This window comes from Gluconobacter sp. Dm-62 (assembly GCF_018256155.1).
GTDB lineage: Bacteria > Pseudomonadota > Alphaproteobacteria > Acetobacterales > Acetobacteraceae > Gluconobacter.
In genome coordinates this window covers 21,783-43,131 of the sequence record NZ_JAERLY010000014.1, presented here as the reverse complement: position 1 = coordinate 43,131, position 21,349 = coordinate 21,783, and the positions used below count along the sequence as shown (strand labels likewise).

The following is a 21,349-nucleotide window of genomic DNA, read 5'->3' as shown; positions in this document are numbered from 1 at the left end:
TGCACGCCAGTTCGTGCAGGGGCTTTTTCATGAGGAGCCGAGTTTTCAAAGCATCCGGTCCATGACCCGGTCCTTGCGGCCATAACGATGCAGCAGCGCCGCGATCACATGCCCGGCGATCAACACACCCAGTATCCACGACGAAAACTGGTGCAACACATTTACCAGCGGCACGAAAACCGGCGCCTTATGCGCCAGTGGTGGCAGATTCACGACCCACATCATCGGGATCGGCAGCCCGTGAACGGAACTCCGCACCCACCCCGTCAGCGGTACGACCAGCATCATCACATACAGCCCGAAATGCCCGACCTGCACTGCCAGACGCTCTTCCTCGGGAATATCCGAAGACATTGCGGGCGGCCGATGCGTCGCCCGCCAGACAAGCCGCAGAACCATCAGGATGATGATGAACGGTCCGATCTCCTTGTGGATCAGCAGCAAAAGCGCCTTCTGAGGCGTTGCTGCATGCGGCATGATCCGCCCCACATAAAATCCCAGAAGCCACAGGGGAATAATGATCGCCGCCATGCTCCAGTGAAACATTCTGGCCACAAGGGAATAACGCTGGAACGGCGGAAGGGTCTTGTCCATGAAACGGCACTACTCCGGAAGAACGGTTCCGCTTCCTATAACCCGTTCCTGCACCGAAACACACATTGCACAAGGTTACGGATTTTCAAGCCGCGACAGGACAGGTAGGACAGCACGCACGCTCTTACAGGAACACCCGATCGCCATGCTGACACTGCTGTACACCCGCATCACCGAACTGGCTGCCTCACCGCGCGCTGTCTGGTGGCTGATCGTCGTGGCCATGGCGGAGGCGTCGGTCTTCCCCCTCCCCGTAGACCTGATGCTCGTACCCATGCTGCTCGCCAATCGGGAACGCGCCTGGTTTCTGGCATTTGTCTGCACGATGGCCAGCGTTGCGGGTGGACTGATCGGCTGGCTTCTCGGTGCGTTCCTGATGGAACATGTCGGCATGCCGATCGCACATTTCTATCATGCCGATCAGCGCATCCTGAATCTCGAAGCCATGTTCCGCCGTTACGGGGTCTGGATCATTCTTGCCAAGGGTTTCACACCACTCCCCTACAAGTTCGTAACACTTGCCGCCGGTGCGGCACATTTCTCCCTGCTGCCGTTCATCGCCGCCAGTATCGTCACCCGCGGGGCACGTTTCTTTCTGGAAGCAGCCCTGCTCCGCACCTTTGGCGAGCCCATCCGAAACTTCATCGAAAAGCGGCTGGCCCTGGTTCTTCTGGGCGCACTGATTCTCATCGCTTTCGGAATCGCGTTAATCGAGCTTCTCTAAACATTATTTTAATATACGGAATTGCCGTTAATTTCGGGGCACTTTCCGCCCCATCCGGCGCGCGCCCGGCCAGAAACAGGGCAAACCCAAAAAATAAATATCGAAAAAATATCAGGAAAAATGTTAATTTTCCGATAACGGAAACATGTCAAAAAATTACTGATAATCAATCGGTTAGTCTCAGCAAGAGATTAAGACAATCGTGGAAATTTATCTGCCCGATACTGTAAATAGATTCACAATCAACATTGAAATATTCTGTTTGTAAAACACAATCATAATATTTCATCCAAAAATAATTCTTGAGTAACTTATATTTGAGTTAATTTTTTATTGATTAGAATCGCAGCAAGGTCGCAAGTAACTAAGTCCTGTTTCTAAATGGCCAACACCTACCCGACAGAAGCAGGGCAATATGTTAGTGCAATCCTAACGCAGGGGAATTGGCATGACTTCGTATAGCGATGCTAATGCTACTTATACCGTCACGCAGTCTGGTTTTCTTGGCCTCACAAACACAGTGACCATTCAGGACAACTCAGGCACTACCCTTTATACTCTTTCTGGTGTCCCCTCGGGAAATATCATCACTGGCTCGAGTTCAGTAAACGTCCTCGCAAGTTTACTGAGCGGAACTTATGTCAGTGTTCCCGGCTCAACAGGCGACATCAATATTCTTCTGAATGCCCTGAGTTCCGTCAATTTCTATATTGGTGGCGACACAACAGTCTCTCTGGGCGTCAGTGCAGTCTCTGGACTGACAATGAATGTCGTGGGCGGCCAGCTGACTTTTTCAAGCGGCCTCCTCGCCAGCGCACTTCAGGGCTCCACCATTAATATCAGCGAAGGTGGAACCTACGTTTCCGGCTCAAACCTCGCCAGCGTTCTGACAGGCTCCACAATCAGTTTTGGCGCCGGTGGCGGAACGCTGATCCTGAACGGCGGCGGAACACTCATTAACCTGAGCGGAACAAGCATCACCAACTACAATCCAGCCAAAGATACTATCGAGCTACAGAATACCGTTACCGAAATCAGTGGGTATACAGTCTCTGGTACCGGATCATCGCGTACCGTGACGCTCTTCGGTGGTAACAACAATACACAGATCGCGACTTATACTGTTACGCTCGCAAGCGGCGCCACACTCGCGGCCGGGACTTATAATGCCCTGAGCGCAAGCAATAACCCGCTCAAGATCACCTATTCCAACGGCAATACATATATTGGCGTCTGCTTCCTTGCTGACTCCATGATCCGCACACCCTCGGGTGAAACCCCGATCCAGGATCTCCGCACAGGAGATGAAGTCCTGGCATGGCATGAGGGAGCACCTTCTGCCCGCAAGGTCATCTGGACCGGCCGGCGCCAGACCACCACCAACCCGGCCCTTCCAGATGACCAGGCCGGCTATCCCGTCCGCGTCCTCGCCAATGCCATTGCGGAAAATGTTCCTCACAAGGACATGCTGATTACCGCAGAACACTGCCTGTTCATGAATGGACGCTTCATCCCCGCCCGGATGCTCGTCAATGGCCATTCAATCTTCTACGACCGATCCCTGACCTCTTATGAATACTTCCATATCGAGACCAGAGATCACGCCGTCATCATGGCGGATGGCATGCTGACCGAAAGCTATCTTGATACCGGCAACCGGCACACCTTCCGGCAGGATGGAAAAATCCTTGCCATCGGTGGTCAACACAAAACCTGGGCTGACGCCGCAGCCCCGCTGGAAGTAAGCCGGGACTTTGTCGAGCCTCTCTATCGGCAGATCGAATCCCGCGCCATCCAGCAGCAGCTTCCGCCAGCGGCCGAAGGCATTCACGCGCTCCAGACTACAGAAGATCCCGACCTGCATCTTGTTGCCTCAGATGGGCAGATCATCCGTCCGATGCGACAGGTGAAAGACCGGACCCTGTTCATGATTCCGCCGGGCATCACTTCGGTGACGCTCATGTCTCACGCCTCGCGTCCGTGTGACACTATCGGACCTTTCGTCGATGACCGCCGCAACCTCGGCGTTCTGGTCGGAGACATCGTATTCTTCGATTCAGGAACCACCACGGACATCGAAACCCATCTGGAACATCAGCCTCTCGAAGGCTGGTCCGGACCGGAAAACACCCGCTGCCGCTGGACAACCGGCAACGCTGTTATTCCGCTTGGAGAGCGCGCACCACTTCATTTCGGCGTTCTTTCCATCACCATTCTGGCGACAGGCACCTATTTCCTCGACGGCGCCATAGCACAGGAAACAATTGCCCTGCGGGCCTGAAGCCCTCAGGAAAGTCCGCTCACGGCTTACCTTGGGGCCGTGAGCGGATCCATGTTTCCACACTTGAAGTCCACCAGAACAGACCAACAAAAAACCCCGGCACCGGCCGGGGTTTTTTGTTGATTCAGACAGCTCAGTTCAACGCCATTCGCTCATGCGCCATGGCCTGCTCTTCGCCGAAAGAAGGCCATTCCGAACGGGTCAGCGCCTTCAGCGACGGAGATGGCAATCCCATGCGATGCGCATAAAGCCATGTGTAGGTCAGAGCACGATGGACATAATCGCGCGTCTCCCCGTTGGGGAGCGTTTCCATAAAGAACAGCGGATCATGCATATCCGCCTTCTGGGTGCCTTCCCACCGGGCAATCGCACCCGGCCCGGCATTGTAGGACGCCAGAACCCGCACCAGATCTCCCCCTTCGGGAGGCGCAACCGTCGCAAGGCGGCTCGACTGGTTCGCCAGATACAGCACATAAAGCTGCCCGATCTCCAGATTGGATGACGGGTTATGCAGCCGACTGACCATATCCGGAGCAACCGGGATAACCGCGACCCCATGCGCATCATACGTCATATGCGACGTGGTCACGAAACTCGCCGTGACAGGGCGGATCTGCATGAGGCCATGCGCCCCGGCACCGGACGTCGCAGCAGGATCGAAATTCGATTCAACCCGCGTCAGCGCATAAACCAGCGCCGGATTCATCCGGAACCCATGGCTGGGCTTCAGGGAGGGCAGCGGCAGCAGCGTCGGCTTCGTCACCTGCGCTTCCTGATGCATGATGAGAGACGCAAGCTGCTCGGAAAGATCTTCGTAGCCAGCAGCCTGCGCCACGAGTTGAAGCGAGCGTGACCGCGCACTGTCGGCAGCAACATCCATCCACATACTCCGGATCAGGTTTTCAGCCCGCATCCGCTCGCCCACCTGCAGCAGCGCAAAAAGCTGACGCCCCTGGGGAAGCGCACCGATAGCCTCGACATCAATTTCTGCCAGAACCGGCACGGGCTCGTGCAGAGTGACCTCAATCCCTGCACCCGGCAGACGCGCATGACCGTGTCGTCCGAGCTCAAGGGTCTGGGAAGCCAGCATGCCGTAGAATGTCTCGTGATGAATGGCGGCGCGATGCAGCCACTTCACATACCCCACCATATCATGACGCCGCCCTTCGGCGCGCGCCGCCCAGAAAGCCGCCGCAGCCCGAAGCTCAACCGCCGTAACAGGCGCATTCGCAGCAGACTGGAACAGATCGTAAGCCGCTTCGATATGACCTTCGCGCCAGGCAGCAAGCCCCGCGACGTAAGCCGGTAGCCCAACCTGGCTGTTTCCACGACCAAATCCGGCGCTTCCATGCCGCAGGGCCAGCAGGGCCTCTCCCTGTGACAGCAGCCCCAGCGCAACCTCACCGTAAAGCTGGGCGGCATAGGGTGCGGTCATGCCAGGAGTAATGTTGATCAGATGCAGCGCGCTTTCCGCACCATGCACACCCGTCAACACCCGCTCCTGAACCGTACGGTCCAGCAGCGGATTGCGCACGAATGCATGAACGAGGGGGTCAGCGGGCGCGACAGGACCCTTTATATCGTCAGCGCGGGCATCCGCAGCAAGCGGCCGAATGAACGACTGCGCCTGCACGGTGCCCGGAAGCGCGATCTTCAGAAGGAGTGCCTGAATATTCGCAGCGTCCGGCTGGGACGCATAGTCGTGGAGCCATTCCCGCAACTGTTCGGCTGCCGGGTGAGCACCCGGCGCCAGATAGCGCTCTGCCAGCACATCCGGCAGCAGGACGCCATCAGTCAGCAGACGCATCTGGTCCTGAAGACTCCGCATATTGCCTTCCCGCTGCGCCTGAAAGATCAGACGATACCGGTTGGCCATTGCAGCGGTCAGCGGATGAGGGAGAGAAACGACGCCATCGCCCCCTAGGGAGGGTCGGGCTTCGGCAAAAGCAGTCTCATCCCCCACCGGCTCCGGCTGGGGAGGGAGGTTTCGTGTGCTTTCCGCACGCGCCGGGGACAGTGAGCCACCGGCAAGAATCAGTACACTGACGAGCAGAGCCCGTGCGTTACTGGCGGAAATGAAAGGGGGTGTCCTTCGCATAGCAGCGGGTTGCTACCCGCTTTGCCTGCTGTTGGCAAGAACTTGTTAAGGTTCGTACAACCTTGGACTGGGCAATGATATAACCCAACCCCAAAACAATCCAGTGGCAAACACCTGTCTTCGCGCGTTTTTTTACGTTTTCCCGAAGTTTTTTAGCCTGACGACTTGTACCCCTTCAGTCCTCATTCCTCGGGAGCCAGTTTCTCCATCAGAATCAGGAGATCCTGCCACGCATTCCGCCGCGCAGCCGCACTGGCCCGCAGCTGAAGCGGGTGTCGCATCGGTAGCAGCGGCAACGGAGTCGCAAGCCCGGGGATGGAGACTTCCGTCCATCGGCCACGTACCCTTCCGACGACCACATCCGGCCCCAGCAGCATCTTCAGCGGCGTCACCCCCATCGTCACCAGAAATCCCGGCTGACACAGGGCAATCGTCCGAAGCAGCAGCGGATGGCAGGCCTGCATTTCCGCATCGCTCGGAGTCCGGCCCCCGGGAGGCCGCCATGGCAGAGCCGGTGCCATCGAAATCTGCTTGCGGTCCAACCCCGCCGAACGCAGCATCTTCTCCAAGAGCGCCCCCGCATCACCTGCAAAAAGCGTTCCGGACCGATCTTCATCAGCGTCAGGCGCCTCACCGATCAGCATGAAAGGCGCGCCCTCCACAAAGACCGGTTCCAGTCGATGCGTAGCCGTCCGCGCCAGAAAGAGATCATCCGGCGCTTCGGTCAACCGCATCAGCGTCGGCAGATCAGGGGCCTCCTCCACCGCACGCCGGGAAAGCCGCCCCGTTGCGGCCCCTCCCGCCTTTGAGATGGGCGCGCGCCTTCCCTCCCCGCCCACAGGCACGTCCACTGGATGACGAGCGGGCTCAACCCGGACATTTTCGACACGCGGAGGGAGCTGTGGCACTTCCTCGGAAAGACGGTCCACTGGCATTTCGCACAGAGCCTCATCGGCTCCCCACTCATACTGGAGCTGGAGCGCGGCCAGAAGTTCTGCCCGGCTCACAACTGGCTGGGGCGTCATGGATCCATCCGTTCTGGTTGCCTCTCGCCCCACCACCATACGGCCCCGAGGGGATGCCGGTTGGCGTAAGGCCTCAAGAGGGCTAGAGTTTGGCCCATTATGCAGATCACACGCGGCTGGCCCAGATCATTCGAGGATTTTTCCCGCCCGCTCCGTCTGGCGCTCCCTGCCCTCGCGCTGGGCAGCTGCCTCACGGGGGGCGCCAATGCCGCCATTCCCGCCCCCATGAAACCGTCCGTCAATCCGGAAAACTCCCTGACCGGCTGGCTCATGGCCGCAACCGTCATGATGGAGCGCGGGGATGTCCCGGCGGCCAATCTGGCTCTCTCGCACGCGTTGCCGCTCGCACCGCATAACCTGCAGCTGCAGCAGGACGCTCTGCGCTACGCCGCCATGGGCGGCCATCAGGCCGAAGCCATCAAGCTCGCCAATAGCCTTCCCGACCGGGACTCTGGCAGCGACGTCGGCACACTCATTCTTGCCCAGGATGCCTTTGCCCGACGGGACTGGGCCGGGCTGCGCCTCATCCTCACCCGCAATCCTCATCACGGCCCGCTTGTCGCGATTGCTGCGCCGGCCCTCATGGCATGGAGCCTCGCCGCAGAAGGCCATACCGACAAGGCCCTGAACCTGCTCGCCGCAGCCGCGGCCCAGCCTTCGACCCGCCGGCTCTATCTGCTGCACGCGGCCATGATCGCGGAACGTCTCCCGACGCCGTTACTGGCGGGACAACTCTACCACCGCACAGGAAACGCATCCGGGGATCCGCTGACACTCCAGATCCTCTATGCCCAGCTTTACAGCGGCTGGCTCGAACGACACGGCCATCACAAGGAGGCCAGCGATACAGTCGCGGCTCTTGGTGTAACATCCCCACTGGCCGCCCTTGTCATCGGCCCGATCCAGCAGAACCTCCCTAAACTGAAAAGCCCAACCACGGCTCTGGGCGGCGCAGTCCTTAACCTGCAGATCGCTCTCATGGTTACGGATGCCATCCAGCAGGACGGGATCCCGCGTGATCCGGCCATCATCGCCCTGCAACAGGCCATCTTTCTCGATCCCGGCCTGACAATCGCGCGCATCTTCCTGGCCGACACATTCCGTGAAGCCAACCAGATCACCAGCGGCCTGACCGAACTGGATAACATTCCGGCTTCCGATCCCCTCGCCGCACTTGCCGCCCAGGAGCGCATCAATCTTGCACTGCGGTCAGGCGATCTGGAGCAGGAAGCCGATGCCCTGCACCGCGCCCTCGTTCTGCGTCCTGACAACCCCGAATTCCTGATCCAGCTGGCCGAGGTCGAAGATCAGCGCGGCCACCATACGCAGGCCGTCGATCTCTATACCCGCGCGCTGAAGGCCTCCCCACCCCGCAAGGAGATCCTGTGGCCCATTCTGCTCGGCCGTGCGATGGCCGCAGAAGAAAGTGGCAACTGGCCGATGGTGCAGGACGACATGAAACACGCGCTCGAACTTGCGCCAGATCAGCCCGAAGTGCTCAATTTCGTCGGTTACGCCAATATCGAGCATAACGCCGATCAGGCGCAGGCTCTGGCCATGCTGAAAAAGGCCGTCGATCTCCAGCCCGCCGATGCGTCCATTCAGGACAGCTACGCCTGGGCCCTGCTCAAATACCGCGCCGATCTCAAGACCGCGCTGCCCATCCTCGTGCAGGCTGCCGAACATTCACCCAGCGACGCCGAAATTGGCTACCATCTCGGCGTTGCCTACTGGTATCTCGGACGCCATACCGAGGCACAGGACCAGTGGAACCAGTCCCTTGACGACAGCCCCCAGCCGCAGGACCGCGCTCTTCTGATGCAGGCGCTCCAGAACGGCGGCCCCCATCTCGCAGCTTTCGAACAGAAACAATGACCTTTTCAGACACGACCTATTCCGCAGCTCCGGCATCTGCCTCCTCCCAGACCACGATGCAGGACAGCGCGCACGCCAAGATCAACCTGTTCCTCCACATCACAGGCCGCCGGGCTGACGGTTACCACCTGCTGGACAGTCTGGCGGTTTTCGCAGGCGCCGCAGACTGCGTCACGCTCACGGGCCCCAGCGACACCATGTCCCTCAAGATCGACGGCCCGTTCGGACAAGGACTTGAAGCGGACGACCAGAACCTAGTGCTGCGCGCCGCACGCGTCCTTCAGGAACAGTCTGGCACCACATTCAACGGCCTGACCCAGTCCTTTCATCTGGAACTGGAAAAGAACCTTCCCGTCTCCTCCGGTATCGGTGGTGGCTCGGCGGATGCCGCAGCAACGCTGCGCCTGCTGGCCCGAGAATGGGATGTCGATCCGGCAACGCTCTTTCCAATTGCCGAAAAGCTAGGTGCCGACGTTCCCGTCTGCCTCGCCCAGCGTCCCGCGCGGATGCAGGGAATTGGAGAAATCCTCGCCCCGGCTCCGGCACTTCCCGACGCAGGTCTCCTGCTCGTCAATCCCGGTGTCGGTGTCTCAACGCCGGACGTCTTCCGTGCCTTTGCGGCTGGCGGCGGCATCATCGAGCGCCCGGAGCCTTTCCTCCCAGACCGTTGGAACACCGCGCACGACATGGTCGCCGACCTGAATGCCACAGGGAACGATCTTCAGGCACCAGCCCTGTCCCAGTGTCCCGTGATCGGCACAGTTCTGGCCTCAATCGGAAGCCTCCCCGATTGTCTGCTCAGCCGCATGAGCGGCTCGGGCGCTACCTGCTTCGGTATTTTTCCGAACCCCGATAGCGCTATCAGTGCTGCCAGAATCCTGAATGCACAAAGCGCACGTCTGGGTTGGTGGACATGGGCAGGCGGCTTCCATCACACTGGATCTTCAACCTGATCAGAATACAACCGGGTAGGGAGTCGAACGTCATGACAACCCCACGCATGCAGGTCACACGTTCAGAAGACGACGAGACGATCATCCTGTCCTTCCTCGAAGGCAGTGGCGTTTCCGGCAGCATCTCTCTGGATGAAACGCAGTTGTCCCAGTTGATTACAAGTCTTGGTCTGGCGCACGCCAACCTCGTCGAAAAACGCCCACCACCACCGATCGCAGGGGCACGCTTTACGCCGGTCTACACCACAAACTGGGCACTTCAGATCGACGCTCTGACCGAAGGCTCAATGCTCGCTTTCCAGCACCCGGCTTACGGTCCGGTGGGTGTCGTTTTCGGCCCTCAGGATGTTGAACAGATCATCCGCGGCCTGCAGAAACAACGCACGATGATCCGCTCCAATCCCAATGATGCAAGCCAACCCAGCTGACACAACACTTTCAGGACTTCAGAAAAGATCGACATCCCCTGATCCCGCAGACGCTGTAGAACTCTCCGCCAGCAAACGCTGACGAAGCTCACCCAGTGTCACGTGCTCCATCACGGAACGTGCGATCCGTACGTTCCCTGTGCTGGCCTCAAGGCCCAGTTCCCCGCAACATTGCGCCAGTTGCCCGACAACCTGCATGATCCGATCAAAATCCTGCAGGCCTTCGGCTTTCTCATGCGGGATGCTTTCCAGACAAATCGCCTCCAGCCTCCGCAGATCCTGAAAAGTGGCCGTAAGCTGTGCACTCACTCCTACAAGGATCTGCCGCAAAGGAAGTGTGTTTGGCACCTCATGCACTGCAGATCGGCCCAAACACAGCCTCGATACGGGATTTGAGCGAACTGGCCGTAAAAGGTTTGGCCAGAAAATTATTCACGCCCGCTGCGATAGCCTGCTGCACCAGCTCCTTGCTGGCCTGCCCTGTCAGCATGATAAAGCCGGTTTTTGCAGTCCGCTCATTGCTCCTGACCGCCTTCAGCAACTCCAGTCCATCCATATCCGGCATATTGAAATCGGAAATGATCAGATGGACCGAATTGCCTTTGAGGTGCTCCAGAGCTTCAACCCCGTTCCGGACCCCGGAGATCTGGACAAAGCCAATCTGGGCGAGAGTATTGCGCAGGATCGAACGGATGGATGTCTGATCGTCCACAAGAAGCACAGACATGGAAGATGCGGAAATCATGGATACGTCTCCAGAGAACGGCGTTCACAAAGATTGAGAATGGCGGGGCCAATGGCAGACAGCGGCAACTGTCTTTCTACAGCGCCCAGTTCGAAGGCTGCCCGCGGCATGCCGTAGATGACGGAACTTGCCCGATCCTGACCGATCGTAGAGGCGCCAGCGTGACGCATGGCCAACAGCCCCTGGGCGCCATCACACTCCATGCCAGTCAGGATGATCCCCACAGCATTTTTTCCAACAGTAGTCGCAAGAGAATAGAATAACTCGTCCACCGAAGGCCGGTGGCCGTTAGTCGGAGGGGCCGCCACCAACTGGCAGACATACTCCCCGGCCTTTGCGCCGTGCCGAACGCGCAAATGACGCTCTCCACCCGACGCGACATACACTGTGCCCGGTTTCAGAACGTCCCCTTCTTCAGCAAGTCTGACATCCGGTTTCACGATCCGGTCCAGACGCCGCGCAAAACTTTCTGAAAACTGCCGCGGCATGTGCTGCACAATGACGGTTGCCGGACAGGTGACCGGGAAATGCTCCAGCACTTCAGTTAAGGCTTCCACGCCCCCGGTCGATGCTCCGATCCCGACAATCGTCCCTGTCTGCGGAGCACAAACGACCTTCGCTGTCGCAACCGCCCCTGTAGAAACTGGAAGCGGCGGCTTTGTCGTCGCAGCACGAACAATCGCGTCCCCAAGCCCCGCAAACGGCTCTTCTCCGCTTCCCAGAGCCATTTTTGAATACCACTCGGCCGCTCCCATTCTCAGGGCCTGTTCCACCAGCCCCTGATGACTGGAAAGATGGCCCGAGACCATCACCACAGGCATCGGGCGCAACCTCATGATCTTTTCAAGAAACTGCAGCCCGTTCATGGACGGCATCTCGAAATCAAGCGTCAGCACATCCGGGTTCTGTCGTATAATCAGGTCTCGTGCCTCGAAGGGTGTGCCTGCGGTTCCAACAACCTTCACTCTGGGATCACGCTTGAGCGCCGCAGCAATCAGGGCACGCGTCGTCAGTGAGTCATCGACAACCACCACGGTCAGAGGTTTCGTCCCACTCACGACCGCATCTCCACAGAGGAAATTTTGCGGTAGGCATTGTAGCCGATACTCTCCATTCCAAAGCGCTCGGGGTGCGCAATACGCTCTGAATGGCCCAGATAAAGCTCACCACCCGGGAAAATCCGTTCAGAGAGATTGCGCCAAAGATTGTCCTGTGTGTCCCGATCAAAATAAATAGCCACATTCCGGCAGAAAATTGCATGGAAACGCGACGAAAACGGCCAGGGCTCAACCAGATTGAGGCGCCTGAAACGAATCATATTCCGGATTTTTTCAGACATGACGACCTGGCTGCCTTCAAGTCGGCAAAATGACAGCAGCCCATCTTCAAACAGGGCCTCTGCTTCCACAGAAGCATAACTTCCCTGCTTGGCCTGCTGTAGAATATCCGAATCAATATCCGTCGCCAGAATTTTGACCTTTAGATTGGACACTGCCGACAGACACTTCAGGACCGTCATGGCAATTGAATAAGCTTCCTCACCGCTCGAGCAGGCCGCGGACCATATCCTGAGTTCTTCTCCTTGCTCGAAACGGGAATAGAGTCTCTGGCGAAGCAGCTGCTCCAGATACGCAAAATGATGTTTTTCGCGATAAAAGCTGGTGACATTTGTGGTCAATGCCGAGACGAGATGCTGCCGCTCTTCAACGCCAGCCGGGCTTACCAGAAAGGCACAATATTCGTTGAAGGAAGAAAATCCTTCCTGTCGGACCCGTCGTGAAATTCGGGAGTAAACAAGACTCTTCTTCGTGACAGACAACGCAATTCCCGCAGAGCTTTTAGCAATCCCTGCGATAATTCTGAAATTTTCGTCTGATATCGTTTCTTTTTCCTGCACATCCATAACAGTCATTGCAGGCTCCCTTCAAAAAGAGAGGATACATTTACAGAGAAAACCAGTCGGTCTCCAAGAGACTGAATTCCATTTGAATAATATTTCAGTTTATCACTTGAGAGCTCTGGAAGAGACTTGAACTCCCCTTCCTCAACATCTGAAATATCGGTGACATTTGAAACTGAAAATCCAATAATCTTGCTGCCATCTTTCAGGAATATAATGGCCTTCTTTTCATTACTTCCTTCTGACACACCCATCATCTGTGCCATGTCCACGAGCGGGATCACTGACCCGCGAACATTCACTACTCCTTCCACAAATGGCGGAGCAGCTGGAAAAGGCGTGGCCTTGGCCCAGCTCTTGATTTCCTTAACGGCAGAAATCCGGACAGAGAATTCCTGGTTTCCCAAGGAAAAAACCAGCGCCTTTTCCATGATCATACTCTCTCCTCCAATGAACTTTCTCTTTTCTTCAAAAGTTCTCCAAAGAGAAATTCGACATCCAGAATGAAAGCCACATTTCCATCTCCCAGGATGGTGGCCGTCGAAAAACAGGCAATTTTTCTATAGTTATCTTCAAGGTTTTTTACGACAAACCTGGAGTGATCAATAATCTTATCGACAATAAATGCCATCTTTTCTTCATTTTCGTTTTCGATAACAAAGCATATTTTCTGTCCTGCTTTATTCGAAGAACACCCAAGCAGATCGGCAGCATAAATTACGGACAGATACCCATCCCGATAGGGATACCCGTATTTTCCTTCCCCAATATGAAAGGCCTTCCTGGTATCGAAAATTATTGTCTCGGAGACGTTATTGACCGGAATAACAAAATCCTGCCCCTCGGCTTTGAAAATAATTCCTTCAATAACGGACAACGTGAAAGGTAAGGAAATCGAAAAGGTCGTCCCCTTCCCTTTCGCTGAATTAATGAAAATTCTACCGTTAATCTGCTGGAGACTTTGCTTGACGACGTCCATTCCCACGCCACGGCCCGAGACATCGGTTACTTCCACAACGGTAGAAAAACCGGGCTCAAAAATCAGGGAATAAATTTCTTCCCGATCCAGCCTCTGGCCTCTTTCAATTATTTTTTTCTCAATGGCTTTTTCGTAAATCCTGTCTGGATCCAGACCGGCACCATCATCCTGAATTTCTACAATAATCCGGCCAGACCTCTGAAAAGCTCTAAGTCTGAGCAGCCCCTCTGGATCTTTCCCAGCCTGGGCCCTGACTTCCTGACTTTCGATGCCGTGATCAATCGCATTTCGGACCATATGCGTCAGAGGATCTGACAACCTCTCGAGAATGGATCGGTCAACTTCCGTATCTTCCCCCTCCAGTACGAGCCGAACCTGCTTCTCGGTCAGTCTCGCCGTCTCGCGCACAACACGACCCAGCTTCTGGAAAACGGTCTTGATCGGATAAGCCCGCATCGTAATGACGTTTTCCTGTAATTCATGGATCAGCTGTTCCTGCGCCGTCACTACGTTTCCCAGGAATGAGTCTCCATGAATTTTGTTACGGCGCATCTGAGATTGGATAGCTCCCTGATTGATCACCAATTCGCCAATCAGATCCACCAGTTTGTCGATACGCTGTATATCGACCCGAACACTTGCAGAATCCTTGCGTTCAACTGCTTTTTTGACTTGAGGGTCTGCTTTCACCTCCATGTCAGGAGCTGAAGGCACGACCGGTTTTTCAGTTTCTTCTTCACGAACTGGCGTAATGTCTACCCGCAGATCATCGCCAGACCATTCAAAAACCTCGTCAATATCAGCGCGTGATTTTTGCGTTGTCAGCTGGAGCTGCCATGTCAGATAATTTTCGCATGGTAGAATGTCAGCAAGCAAAGGGACGGAATTGATATCGATTTCAGCCTGAATTTTCCCAAGGCTTTCCAGTGCGACCAGAATATTACGAATGTCATCGCCGCGTTCATAAAACGCTGACGAAACGGTCAGAACAATCGAAAAAGCCTGCTCGGTTGGGACATCAATTTCAATTTTAACCGGGGCGAATGACATCCCGAAAATATCATCCATATCGACATCTTCAGATGCCTGCTCTGGTTCGGACATTTCGGAATGAAGATATTGCTCAAGCTCGGAAACCGTCTCCGGAGCGACCTCATAGGCTCCCTGACCGTTTTTAAAGCCTGCAACAATATCGAACAACGTATCCTTGCACTTGAGAAAGGTCGTGACGCTCTCTGCATTAACGGGCAGCGCACCTGATCGAAACCGGTCAAGAACACTTTCAAAAAGATGGGAAAATTTGACCAGATCTTCCATTCCGAAGGCAGCGGCCCCGCCTTTGATGGAATGAACGCAGCGAAAAATCGTATTGATCTTTTCGCTGTCTTCCGGCTCATCTCCGAGCGTAGTCAGTTCTTCTTCAAGAAGCGCGAGCTGTTCATCACATTCGTCAAAGAAAATCTGCCGGATGGCATCCATGTCATCCGTGAACTCCTCTGTACTCATGAACTGACACGCCTCACTGCTGCGAGAAGTTTGGGGCCATCAAACGGCTTGACGATCCAGCCCGTTGCGCCGGCCTCACGGGCTGCGCGACGAAGCTCTTCTCCGGATTCCGTCGTCAGAAAAATGATCGGGACGTATTTTGTTTCCGCGTGTGCACGCAGAGCCTGCGTCAATTCCAGGCCGTTCATACGCGGCATGTTCAGATCCGTTATAATAACGGCAGGCGAGAAGATGCTGACTTTTTCCAATGCATCAACGCCATCTTCCGCTGTCTCTACGTCGTAGCTGGCCTTGCGAAGCTCCCGACTGACAAGATCTCTCATGGTACGAGAGTCATCAACGACCAGAATATTCACGCCTCATCCCCTGACAGCAGCAGGAAGTCTCCACCCATCAGCGAAAGATTTTCCTTCATCGCATCAGAAATATTTCTGATTTCGAAGCTGATATTTTGCGCATGCGCTGTGCGATATGCAGAAACAATGAGCTGAAAGCAGAGACCGCCCACCCGGCTGACGTAGCTTCCATCAAGGAGAATGCTGTCCCGCTCGCTTTTGAGGAGTTCCAGAAACGAGTCCGCATATTTCGTGTCCAGAACCTCAGGCAGAATCAGAACGCCCATCAGCGGAACTCCTCCCACCCTTCATCCGAAGTCTGGAAGGACCCACTTCCCCATTGTGGAGAAGAAGCCGGTTCGGACGTCGTCTTTTCAAAGAACGGATCAGCTTCTTCACGGTCTCCCTGCAAATGAAACCGCTGCAAACTTCCTACGAGCTCCCTGGCCTCTGCACTCAGGTTATGACTGGCTGCTGTTGCCTCTTCGACCATCGCAGCGTTTTGCTGGGTGTTCTGATCCATCTGACTGACCGCAACGCTGATTTCCGACAGGTCATTAGCCTGGCTCCGCGCTGCGGTCGCGATTTCACCAATCAGAACGCTGATTTCACTGACATTTCCCACGATGGATTTCATCGCAACACCTGTCTCTTCGACCAGTGAACTCCCTCGACTGACCTGCTGCGTGCTTGACGTGATGAGCCCCTTGATTTCCTTCGCAGCATCAGCCGAGCGCTGTGCCAGAGCCCGGACTTCAGCTGCGACGACAGCAAACCCCTTGCCCGCGTCGCCCGCTCGGGCAGCTTCAACACCGGCATTCAGGGCCAGAAGATTGGTCTGGAATGCAATGTCATCAATCAGACCCAGAATCTGGGCGATATGGATGGAAGACTGCTGGATATCCTGCATGGCAGCCGTAGCCGCCATCATGACTTCTCCCGATCGCTCCGCACGATCACGCGTCTGACTTGCAACCTCGCTTGCATGAATGGATGCCGCGGCTGTTTTGCGGACGGTCTCCGTCACATTCCCTACAGAAACCGTGGTTTCTTCAAGCCGGGCGACCTGCAGCTCTGTTCGACGGGCCAGATCATCTGCTGCCGAAGCAATTTCAGCGGAGCCTGACGAAATGGTGGAGATGCTGTCATTCAGCGAAACCATGACTTTCTGCAGCGTCGCCGCCGTATCATTGAAGTCCTGCCGCAGCCGGTCATATCGAGTTGGAAGGGCCTCCTCGAGACGAAAACCCAGTTCGCCATCGCGCAGACTGGCCATTGCGCTCCCAACAACCTCGATCACCCTTTCATGTTCGGCCGCTTCGTCTTTGGCAGCCTGACGGGCGTCTTCCGCTTCAATCCGGACAGCAGCCAGAGCAGCCTGTGCCTGCGATGCCAGAGTTTCACTTCGATCGGAGTTCGTACGTGCTTCGCCAAGCATGACCTGCAATCGGATCAGACTTGCCTCACGGACATTTTGTGGAAGCGTTCCCTTTGCAGCGAGTTGCCTCACTGCCCCCGTCAGATCATCCCCCCAGGCCGCAACCTGGGTGAATGCAAAAATCCCAGCCCCAACTAACAGTCCAAGGACTACCATTTCCGGATAAAGCGACTGCCGGATGCTTTCGACATATGCGCCGGTTGCCGTCAGCTCCCATGCAAGCCCACAGACACAGACAAGCACAGGAATGGCAAATGCCAGAAGCAAGCGCCTGCGCAACAGGGAGCTCCCTTGCATGGGAACAGAGCGTATGTCGGACATGCCAGGCTGCCTCCAGAAACACAGATCACATCTCGCCAGCCACCTACAGCCAACCAGACGCCTTCCTTCCTAGAGAACAGTTGATTGAAACTCCGTTAATGAGCCTTCAGACTTCTTCAGTGCGAGGGATCTGGAATATCAGCATCATGCTGGACAAACAGCTTGCTCCCGTCTCGAGGAATCCAGATCCTGTAATGTTTGAGAATATCGGCCCCAAGCAGGGCTTCCGTATCTAACAGCCCCCCTCCAACTCTCAGCACGACATCCCGAAAGACAATGTCTCCCACCTGAAGGGTATCGAAGTGATGCCGGTAATTCTTGACCGGGTCATGCGTAATTCCATACCCGATGCTAACCGGATCCTTTTCCAGCATGGCACGCGTTACGCCCGCTGCTCTTGCAGCCTCCAGACTGACCACGGTCGATGCGGCGCCCGTATCAAGAAGAGCGTCGACACTGTGGCCATTAAGCCGGATGTCCAGCGTGGTCGTTTGCCCCCCATTGTAAGGATGGCTGATCGGAACGGCATGGATACGCCCTGTCCATCCTGGCGTCTGCGTTTCGCAATCTTCGGTTTCAACCAGTTTGACCAGATGGCCAGGCATATCCACGATCGTATCGTAACGCCCGAGGAAATCGCGTCCGAACAAGCCCACAATCGTTAGGCCAGCCACTTCTCCGCCGAACTTCCCCGTCCCCGCAACAAGAACATTGGTTGCCTTGGAGCTTCCCATATCCAGTGTGTCGATCGTCATGACACGCGCATAATCCTCGCCTCCGACACCATGAACAAGAACGGTCGTTCCCGTGTCATGCAGTCCCAGCGGATCGACAAACCGTTGCCCAACTATCGTGGAAAATGCGCCTGTATCAATAACAAGAGCGGCAGGATGCCCATTGATCGCGGCACGTACAACAGGACTGCCCCAATCATTCAGAATGAGCATGTCGCCGCTTGTAATCAGCTTGCACTGGTGCGGACCGCTCTCACATCCGGCAAGAGCGACCCCCATGAACAGCAGCGCACCCAGTCGTTTCAGCGTCATTAGGCCCTCCCACCTGTATCGATCTGTTACACAGGACACGTCCGCTTCATGCCGGGCAAGGCAGTTTTTTGATCCGAAAAGGCTTTTTTTTCGGAAAACCCTCTTGCCACCCCCCGGGGAGGCTGATAAATCACCGCCACCGACCGAGAGGAAGCCAAACAGCTTCCGGAACGGAAGGTCCCAAGGTGCTGAAAAGCAGCTTTGCGGGTGTAGCTCAGTTGGTTAGAGCGCCGGCCTGTCACGCCGGAGGTCGCGGGTTCGAGCCCCGTCACTCGCGCCACTCCTCTCTTGGAGTTGGCCACAATCCCAGAAAAACAATTCAGAAATCGTGTTCTTACCTTTAGGTAAGTATATGGTTTTCTTCATTCTGAAATGCATCGTCTCCGGGCTTCTGATCGCTGCGGCTTCAGGTGTCGCACGGCGCTATCCAGGAGCCGGGGCCCTGATTGCCTCCCTGCCGCTGGTATCGGTTCTGGGGATGATCTGGCTATGGCTGGAAAAGCCTGACCGCATTGTGATGAGCCATCACTCCGAAGCGACATTCTGGTATGTGCTTCCGTCCCTGCCGATGTTTCTGCTGATCCCAAAGCTACTGCGCGCAGGCCTGCCATTCTGGATTGCACTGGCCGCTGGCTGCGCGCTCACAATAGGCCTGTATCTCGGCACGACATGGGCCTTAGCCCGTTTTGGCTCAGGCGGCTGATACCGTCCTCAGCCAGCTTCTTCCAGATAAACGTCCAGAACATCGTCGGGCGCACCATCCATCCGGATATGCCCGTTTTCGAGCCACAAAACGCGCGTACACCACTGCCTCATGATTTTGGGCTGGTGGGTAGAAAGCACCAGAATTTCCGCCTGCTGCACAAGATCTTCCAGCCTGGCACGGGCCTTGTTCATAAAGACCCCATCTCCCGCCAGAAACCACTCATCCATCAGCAGGATCTGCGGAGAAGACGCCGTCGCCAGCCCAAACGCCAGCCGGACACTCATACCCGCGCTATAGACCTTGAGCGGCATATCCATATATGGCCCGAGCTCAGCGAAGTCCTGTACATCCTGCTCGATCAGATCGATTTTCTGGCGCGAGAGCCCTTCATACCGACCCTTGAGGCGGATATTTTCGCGCCCCGTCAACTCCGGGTTCATGCCCAGACTGCTGTCCAGCAATGTCCGCATCGTACCCTGCAGTCGGACCTGACCGGCAACCGGCTCATATATTCCCGCCAGCGCCCGCAACAGCGTGGTCTTACCCGCGCCATTACTGCCAATCAGCCCCAGCCTCTCACCCGAGCGCAGCGTAAAGCTGATTTCCCGCAACACACTGACGATCGTGCGTTCCCGCATATCATGCATCAGATGAGCCGAAGGCGACGACGGTGCAAAGCGCGCCAGCGTCTTGCCAACCTGACGTTTCAGCGAGCGGCTCTGACCATGATACAGCGGAAAATCGATACAGAGGCGGTCAACAACAATACCGGGCATCACATCAGATCCAGTAAGGAATACGCGAACGCATCCGGCAGAAGAGAATGGTCGCCAGAAGCCACAGAAGAACACTATGCCCTAAGGCCGCTTCCCATACGACGGGAGCAACCGTCTGCCCCAGAAGAGGCGCACGCACGATTTCAAGAAGCGGATAGAACGGATCAAGCAGAAGATATTTCCGCCCGGCCGTGATCAGTTCAGGCTTCCAGATCACCGGCGTCACGAAAAAGAAAATCTGCATCAGAGATGCCACGATGGGCGCAATGTCACGAAACCGCGCACCCAGCATCCCGATCAGCAAAATGACGCAGAAACTGTCCACAATCCAGATCGGCAGACTCAACAGCAGGCTCCAGATCTGCTGCGGCCAGATATGGAAAACCGCAAAGACAGCGACGACCACGACCATATTGTGAAGCAGGATCAGCAGATTCCTGACAATCACCTGCATCACAGGCAGGCTGACCGGAATCCGCATCGAGTGAAACAGGGACGTGTTCTGCGTAAAGACCGTCCCCGCATCATTGATGACCGTCCCGCCATATCCCCACAAAACGATCGAAAGCGACAGGAACGGCAGATAGGCCCTCAGATCCATGTGAAAGAGATAGCCGTAAACAACCCCCATCGCACCGATCATGACGGCCGTGGACAGCGTCAGCCACAGCGGCCCCAGAATGGAGCCGCGATACCGCATTTTGATATCCAGCCAGCCAAGCGTCACGGCAAGCGGCAACAGCCGCAGCCCCGCCCTCAGGTCGCTCCAGGCGGCGCGGACAAGTCCCCACCCGCGCAGGGGCTCAAGCGTCAGAACAGGAGAACGGGCATTCATGTCTTCCATGCGCTCTCCCTACCATGAAAGCGGCCCCTGCCCATCCCCCCTGCTGCTGAAACATCCTACTCCCGACATGACGACAGCCTGAATTGATGATTTCCCTTGCATCCTGCGCCAACCTCGCCGACATGCTGCGGTCATGTCATATGCTGTGAAGGAAATGTTCGTGACCCTCCAGGGCGAGGGTGCACAGACAGGGCGTGCGTCGGTGTTCTGCCGGTTCGCGGGATGCAACCTGTGGTCGGGCCGCGAGCAGGATCGCGCCACGGCCGCCTGTACATTCTGCGATACCGATTTCATTGGCACGGACGGCGAAGGCGGCGGCCGTTTCGAGACGGCCGAAGCACTGGCGTCCACCATCGCGGCCTGCTGGACCGGCACAGCCGATGAGAGCGGCCGTCGCTATGTCGTCTTTACAGGGGGCGAACCCCTGCTCCAGCTCGATGCCGCGCTGATCGCAGCCGTAAAGGCCCAGGGCTTTGAAATCGCAGTGGAAACCAACGGTACGATCGCAGCCCCTGCGGGAATCGACTGGGTCTGCGTCAGCCCCAAACCGAACAGCACACGCGTCCAGACCGAAGGTGCGGAACTCAAGCTGGTCTACCCCCAGCCCGAACTCCCCCCCGAACTGTTTGAACAGCTCTCCTTCCAGCATTTCTGGCTCCAGCCGATGGACGGCCCCGACCGCATCGCCAACACAGAGGCCGCCGTTGCTTACTGCCTGCGCCACCCACGCTGGCGCCTGTCGCTTCAGACGCACAAGCTGATCGGAATCCCCTGA

At 56.5% G+C, this 21,349-nt stretch carries 22 protein-coding genes and 1 tRNA gene; 8 read left to right on the top strand and 15 right to left on the bottom strand.

What is annotated here, in order from left to right:
• Window positions 1–45: 45 nt before the first annotated feature.
• On the bottom strand, window positions 46–594 hold the full coding sequence (locus tag JK202_RS12490) for a cytochrome b (RefSeq protein ID WP_211561542.1): 549 nt from the start codon (window positions 592–594) through the stop codon (window positions 46–48).
• A gap of 145 nt (window positions 595–739) precedes the next feature.
• Here JK202_RS12490 and JK202_RS12485 point away from each other — a divergent pair, with 145 nt between their 5' ends.
• Together JK202_RS12485 and JK202_RS12480 are read left to right on the top strand one after the other, a co-directional pair.
• The gene (locus JK202_RS12485) at window positions 740–1,318 is read left to right on the top strand and encodes a YqaA family protein (protein ID WP_211561541.1); all 579 of its coding nucleotides are present in this window, start codon (window positions 740–742) and stop codon (window positions 1,316–1,318) included.
• 448 nt (window positions 1,319–1,766) lie between these two features.
• The gene (locus JK202_RS12480; RefSeq protein WP_211561540.1) at window positions 1,767–3,599 is read left to right on the top strand and encodes a Hint domain-containing protein; all 1,833 of its coding nucleotides are present in this window, start codon (window positions 1,767–1,769) and stop codon (window positions 3,597–3,599) included.
• Between the two features lie 133 nt (window positions 3,600–3,732).
• On the opposite strand, the gene JK202_RS12475 is transcribed toward JK202_RS12480, so the two are convergent.
• Window positions 3,733–5,697, bottom strand: a complete 1,965-nt coding sequence (locus tag JK202_RS12475) for a transglycosylase SLT domain-containing protein (RefSeq protein WP_211561538.1) — start codon at window positions 5,695–5,697, stop codon at window positions 3,733–3,735.
• A gap of 182 nt (window positions 5,698–5,879) precedes the next feature.
• Complete coding sequence (locus tag JK202_RS12470) at window positions 5,880–6,722, bottom strand: uracil-DNA glycosylase (protein ID WP_211561536.1); 843 nt, start codon at window positions 6,720–6,722, stop codon at window positions 5,880–5,882.
• A gap of 99 nt (window positions 6,723–6,821) precedes the next feature.
• Here JK202_RS12470 and JK202_RS12465 point away from each other — a divergent pair, with 99 nt between their 5' ends.
• Genes JK202_RS12465 through JK202_RS12455 form a run of 3 tightly spaced genes read left to right on the top strand, consistent with a single transcriptional unit; the run spans window position 6,822 to window position 9,978 of the window.
• A complete protein-coding gene (locus JK202_RS12465) occupies window positions 6,822–8,597 on the top strand; it encodes a tetratricopeptide repeat protein (protein ID WP_211561534.1) in 1,776 nt (591 codons plus the stop codon).
• Complete coding sequence (locus tag JK202_RS12460; RefSeq protein WP_211561532.1) at window positions 8,594–9,550, top strand: 4-(cytidine 5'-diphospho)-2-C-methyl-D-erythritol kinase; 957 nt, start codon at window positions 8,594–8,596, stop codon at window positions 9,548–9,550. Before JK202_RS12465 ends, JK202_RS12460 begins: the two co-directional genes overlap by 4 nt.
• A 47-nt stretch (window positions 9,551–9,597) precedes the next feature.
• Window positions 9,598–9,978 carry a hypothetical protein gene (locus JK202_RS12455; protein WP_211561569.1) on the top strand — a complete coding sequence of 127 codons (381 nt, stop codon included), beginning with the start codon at window positions 9,598–9,600 and terminating at the stop codon, window positions 9,976–9,978.
• Window positions 9,979–9,996: 18 nt separating this feature from the next.
• Here JK202_RS12455 and JK202_RS12450 read toward each other — a convergent pair whose 3' ends face one another.
• The 10 genes from JK202_RS12450 to JK202_RS12405 form a co-directional block, all read right to left on the bottom strand.
• A complete protein-coding gene (locus JK202_RS12450; protein ID WP_211561531.1) occupies window positions 9,997–10,326 on the bottom strand; it encodes a hypothetical protein in 330 nt (109 codons plus the stop codon).
• Window position 10,327: 1 nt separating this feature from the next.
• Entirely contained in the window at window positions 10,328–10,723 is a 396-nt protein-coding gene (locus tag JK202_RS12445; RefSeq protein WP_211561529.1) for a response regulator, read from the bottom strand.
• Window positions 10,720–11,781 (bottom strand): chemotaxis response regulator protein-glutamate methylesterase, encoded by a 1,062-nt coding sequence (locus JK202_RS12440; RefSeq protein ID WP_211561528.1) that lies wholly within the window; start codon window positions 11,779–11,781, stop codon window positions 10,720–10,722. The genes JK202_RS12445 and JK202_RS12440 overlap by 4 nt, the downstream gene beginning before the upstream one ends.
• Window positions 11,778–12,635 carry a protein-glutamate O-methyltransferase CheR gene (locus tag JK202_RS12435; RefSeq protein WP_211561524.1) on the bottom strand — a complete coding sequence of 286 codons (858 nt, stop codon included), beginning with the start codon at window positions 12,633–12,635 and terminating at the stop codon, window positions 11,778–11,780. Before JK202_RS12435 ends, JK202_RS12440 begins: the two co-directional genes overlap by 4 nt.
• Window positions 12,632–13,054, bottom strand: coding sequence for a chemotaxis protein CheW (locus JK202_RS12430; RefSeq protein ID WP_211561521.1), 423 nt, complete (start codon window positions 13,052–13,054; stop codon window positions 12,632–12,634). The genes JK202_RS12435 and JK202_RS12430 overlap by 4 nt, the downstream gene beginning before the upstream one ends.
• Window positions 13,055–13,056: 2 nt before the next feature.
• The gene (locus JK202_RS12425; RefSeq protein ID WP_249200045.1) at window positions 13,057–15,081 is read right to left on the bottom strand and encodes a chemotaxis protein CheA; all 2,025 of its coding nucleotides are present in this window, start codon (window positions 15,079–15,081) and stop codon (window positions 13,057–13,059) included.
• A gap of 23 nt (window positions 15,082–15,104) precedes the next feature.
• Window positions 15,105–15,464: a response regulator gene (locus JK202_RS12420; RefSeq protein ID WP_211561519.1), complete on the bottom strand. Its 360-nt coding sequence runs from the start codon at window positions 15,462–15,464 to the stop codon at window positions 15,105–15,107.
• Window positions 15,461–15,730, bottom strand: coding sequence for an STAS domain-containing protein (locus tag JK202_RS12415; RefSeq protein WP_211561518.1), 270 nt, complete (start codon window positions 15,728–15,730; stop codon window positions 15,461–15,463). Before JK202_RS12415 ends, JK202_RS12420 begins: the two co-directional genes overlap by 4 nt.
• A complete protein-coding gene (locus JK202_RS12410; RefSeq protein ID WP_211561516.1) occupies window positions 15,730–17,202 on the bottom strand; it encodes a methyl-accepting chemotaxis protein in 1,473 nt (490 codons plus the stop codon). The genes JK202_RS12415 and JK202_RS12410 overlap by 1 nt, the downstream gene beginning before the upstream one ends.
• A 116-nt stretch (window positions 17,203–17,318) precedes the next feature.
• On the bottom strand, window positions 17,319–18,248 hold the full coding sequence (locus JK202_RS12405; protein WP_211561514.1) for a retroviral-like aspartic protease family protein: 930 nt from the start codon (window positions 18,246–18,248) through the stop codon (window positions 17,319–17,321).
• 203 nt (window positions 18,249–18,451) lie between these two features.
• On the opposite strand from JK202_RS12405, the gene JK202_RS12400 reads away from it, so the two are divergent.
• Window positions 18,452–18,528: transfer RNA gene (locus JK202_RS12400), tRNA-Asp, on the top strand.
• A gap of 72 nt (window positions 18,529–18,600) precedes the next feature.
• Complete coding sequence (locus JK202_RS12395) at window positions 18,601–18,951, top strand: DUF3147 family protein (RefSeq protein WP_211561513.1); 351 nt, start codon at window positions 18,601–18,603, stop codon at window positions 18,949–18,951.
• Window positions 18,952–18,959: 8 nt separating this feature from the next.
• Here the strand turns inward: JK202_RS12395 and JK202_RS12390 are convergent, their stop codons facing one another.
• Window positions 18,960–19,730 carry an ABC transporter ATP-binding protein gene (locus JK202_RS12390; protein ID WP_211561512.1) on the bottom strand — a complete coding sequence of 257 codons (771 nt, stop codon included), beginning with the start codon at window positions 19,728–19,730 and terminating at the stop codon, window positions 18,960–18,962.
• Between the two features lie 4 nt (window positions 19,731–19,734).
• The gene (locus JK202_RS12385; protein ID WP_211561511.1) at window positions 19,735–20,574 is read right to left on the bottom strand and encodes an ABC transporter permease; all 840 of its coding nucleotides are present in this window, start codon (window positions 20,572–20,574) and stop codon (window positions 19,735–19,737) included.
• A 133-nt stretch (window positions 20,575–20,707) separates the two neighbouring features.
• Here JK202_RS12385 and queE point away from each other — a divergent pair, with 133 nt between their 5' ends.
• A complete protein-coding gene (gene queE / locus JK202_RS12380; RefSeq protein WP_211561510.1) occupies window positions 20,708–21,349 on the top strand; it encodes a 7-carboxy-7-deazaguanine synthase in 642 nt (213 codons plus the stop codon).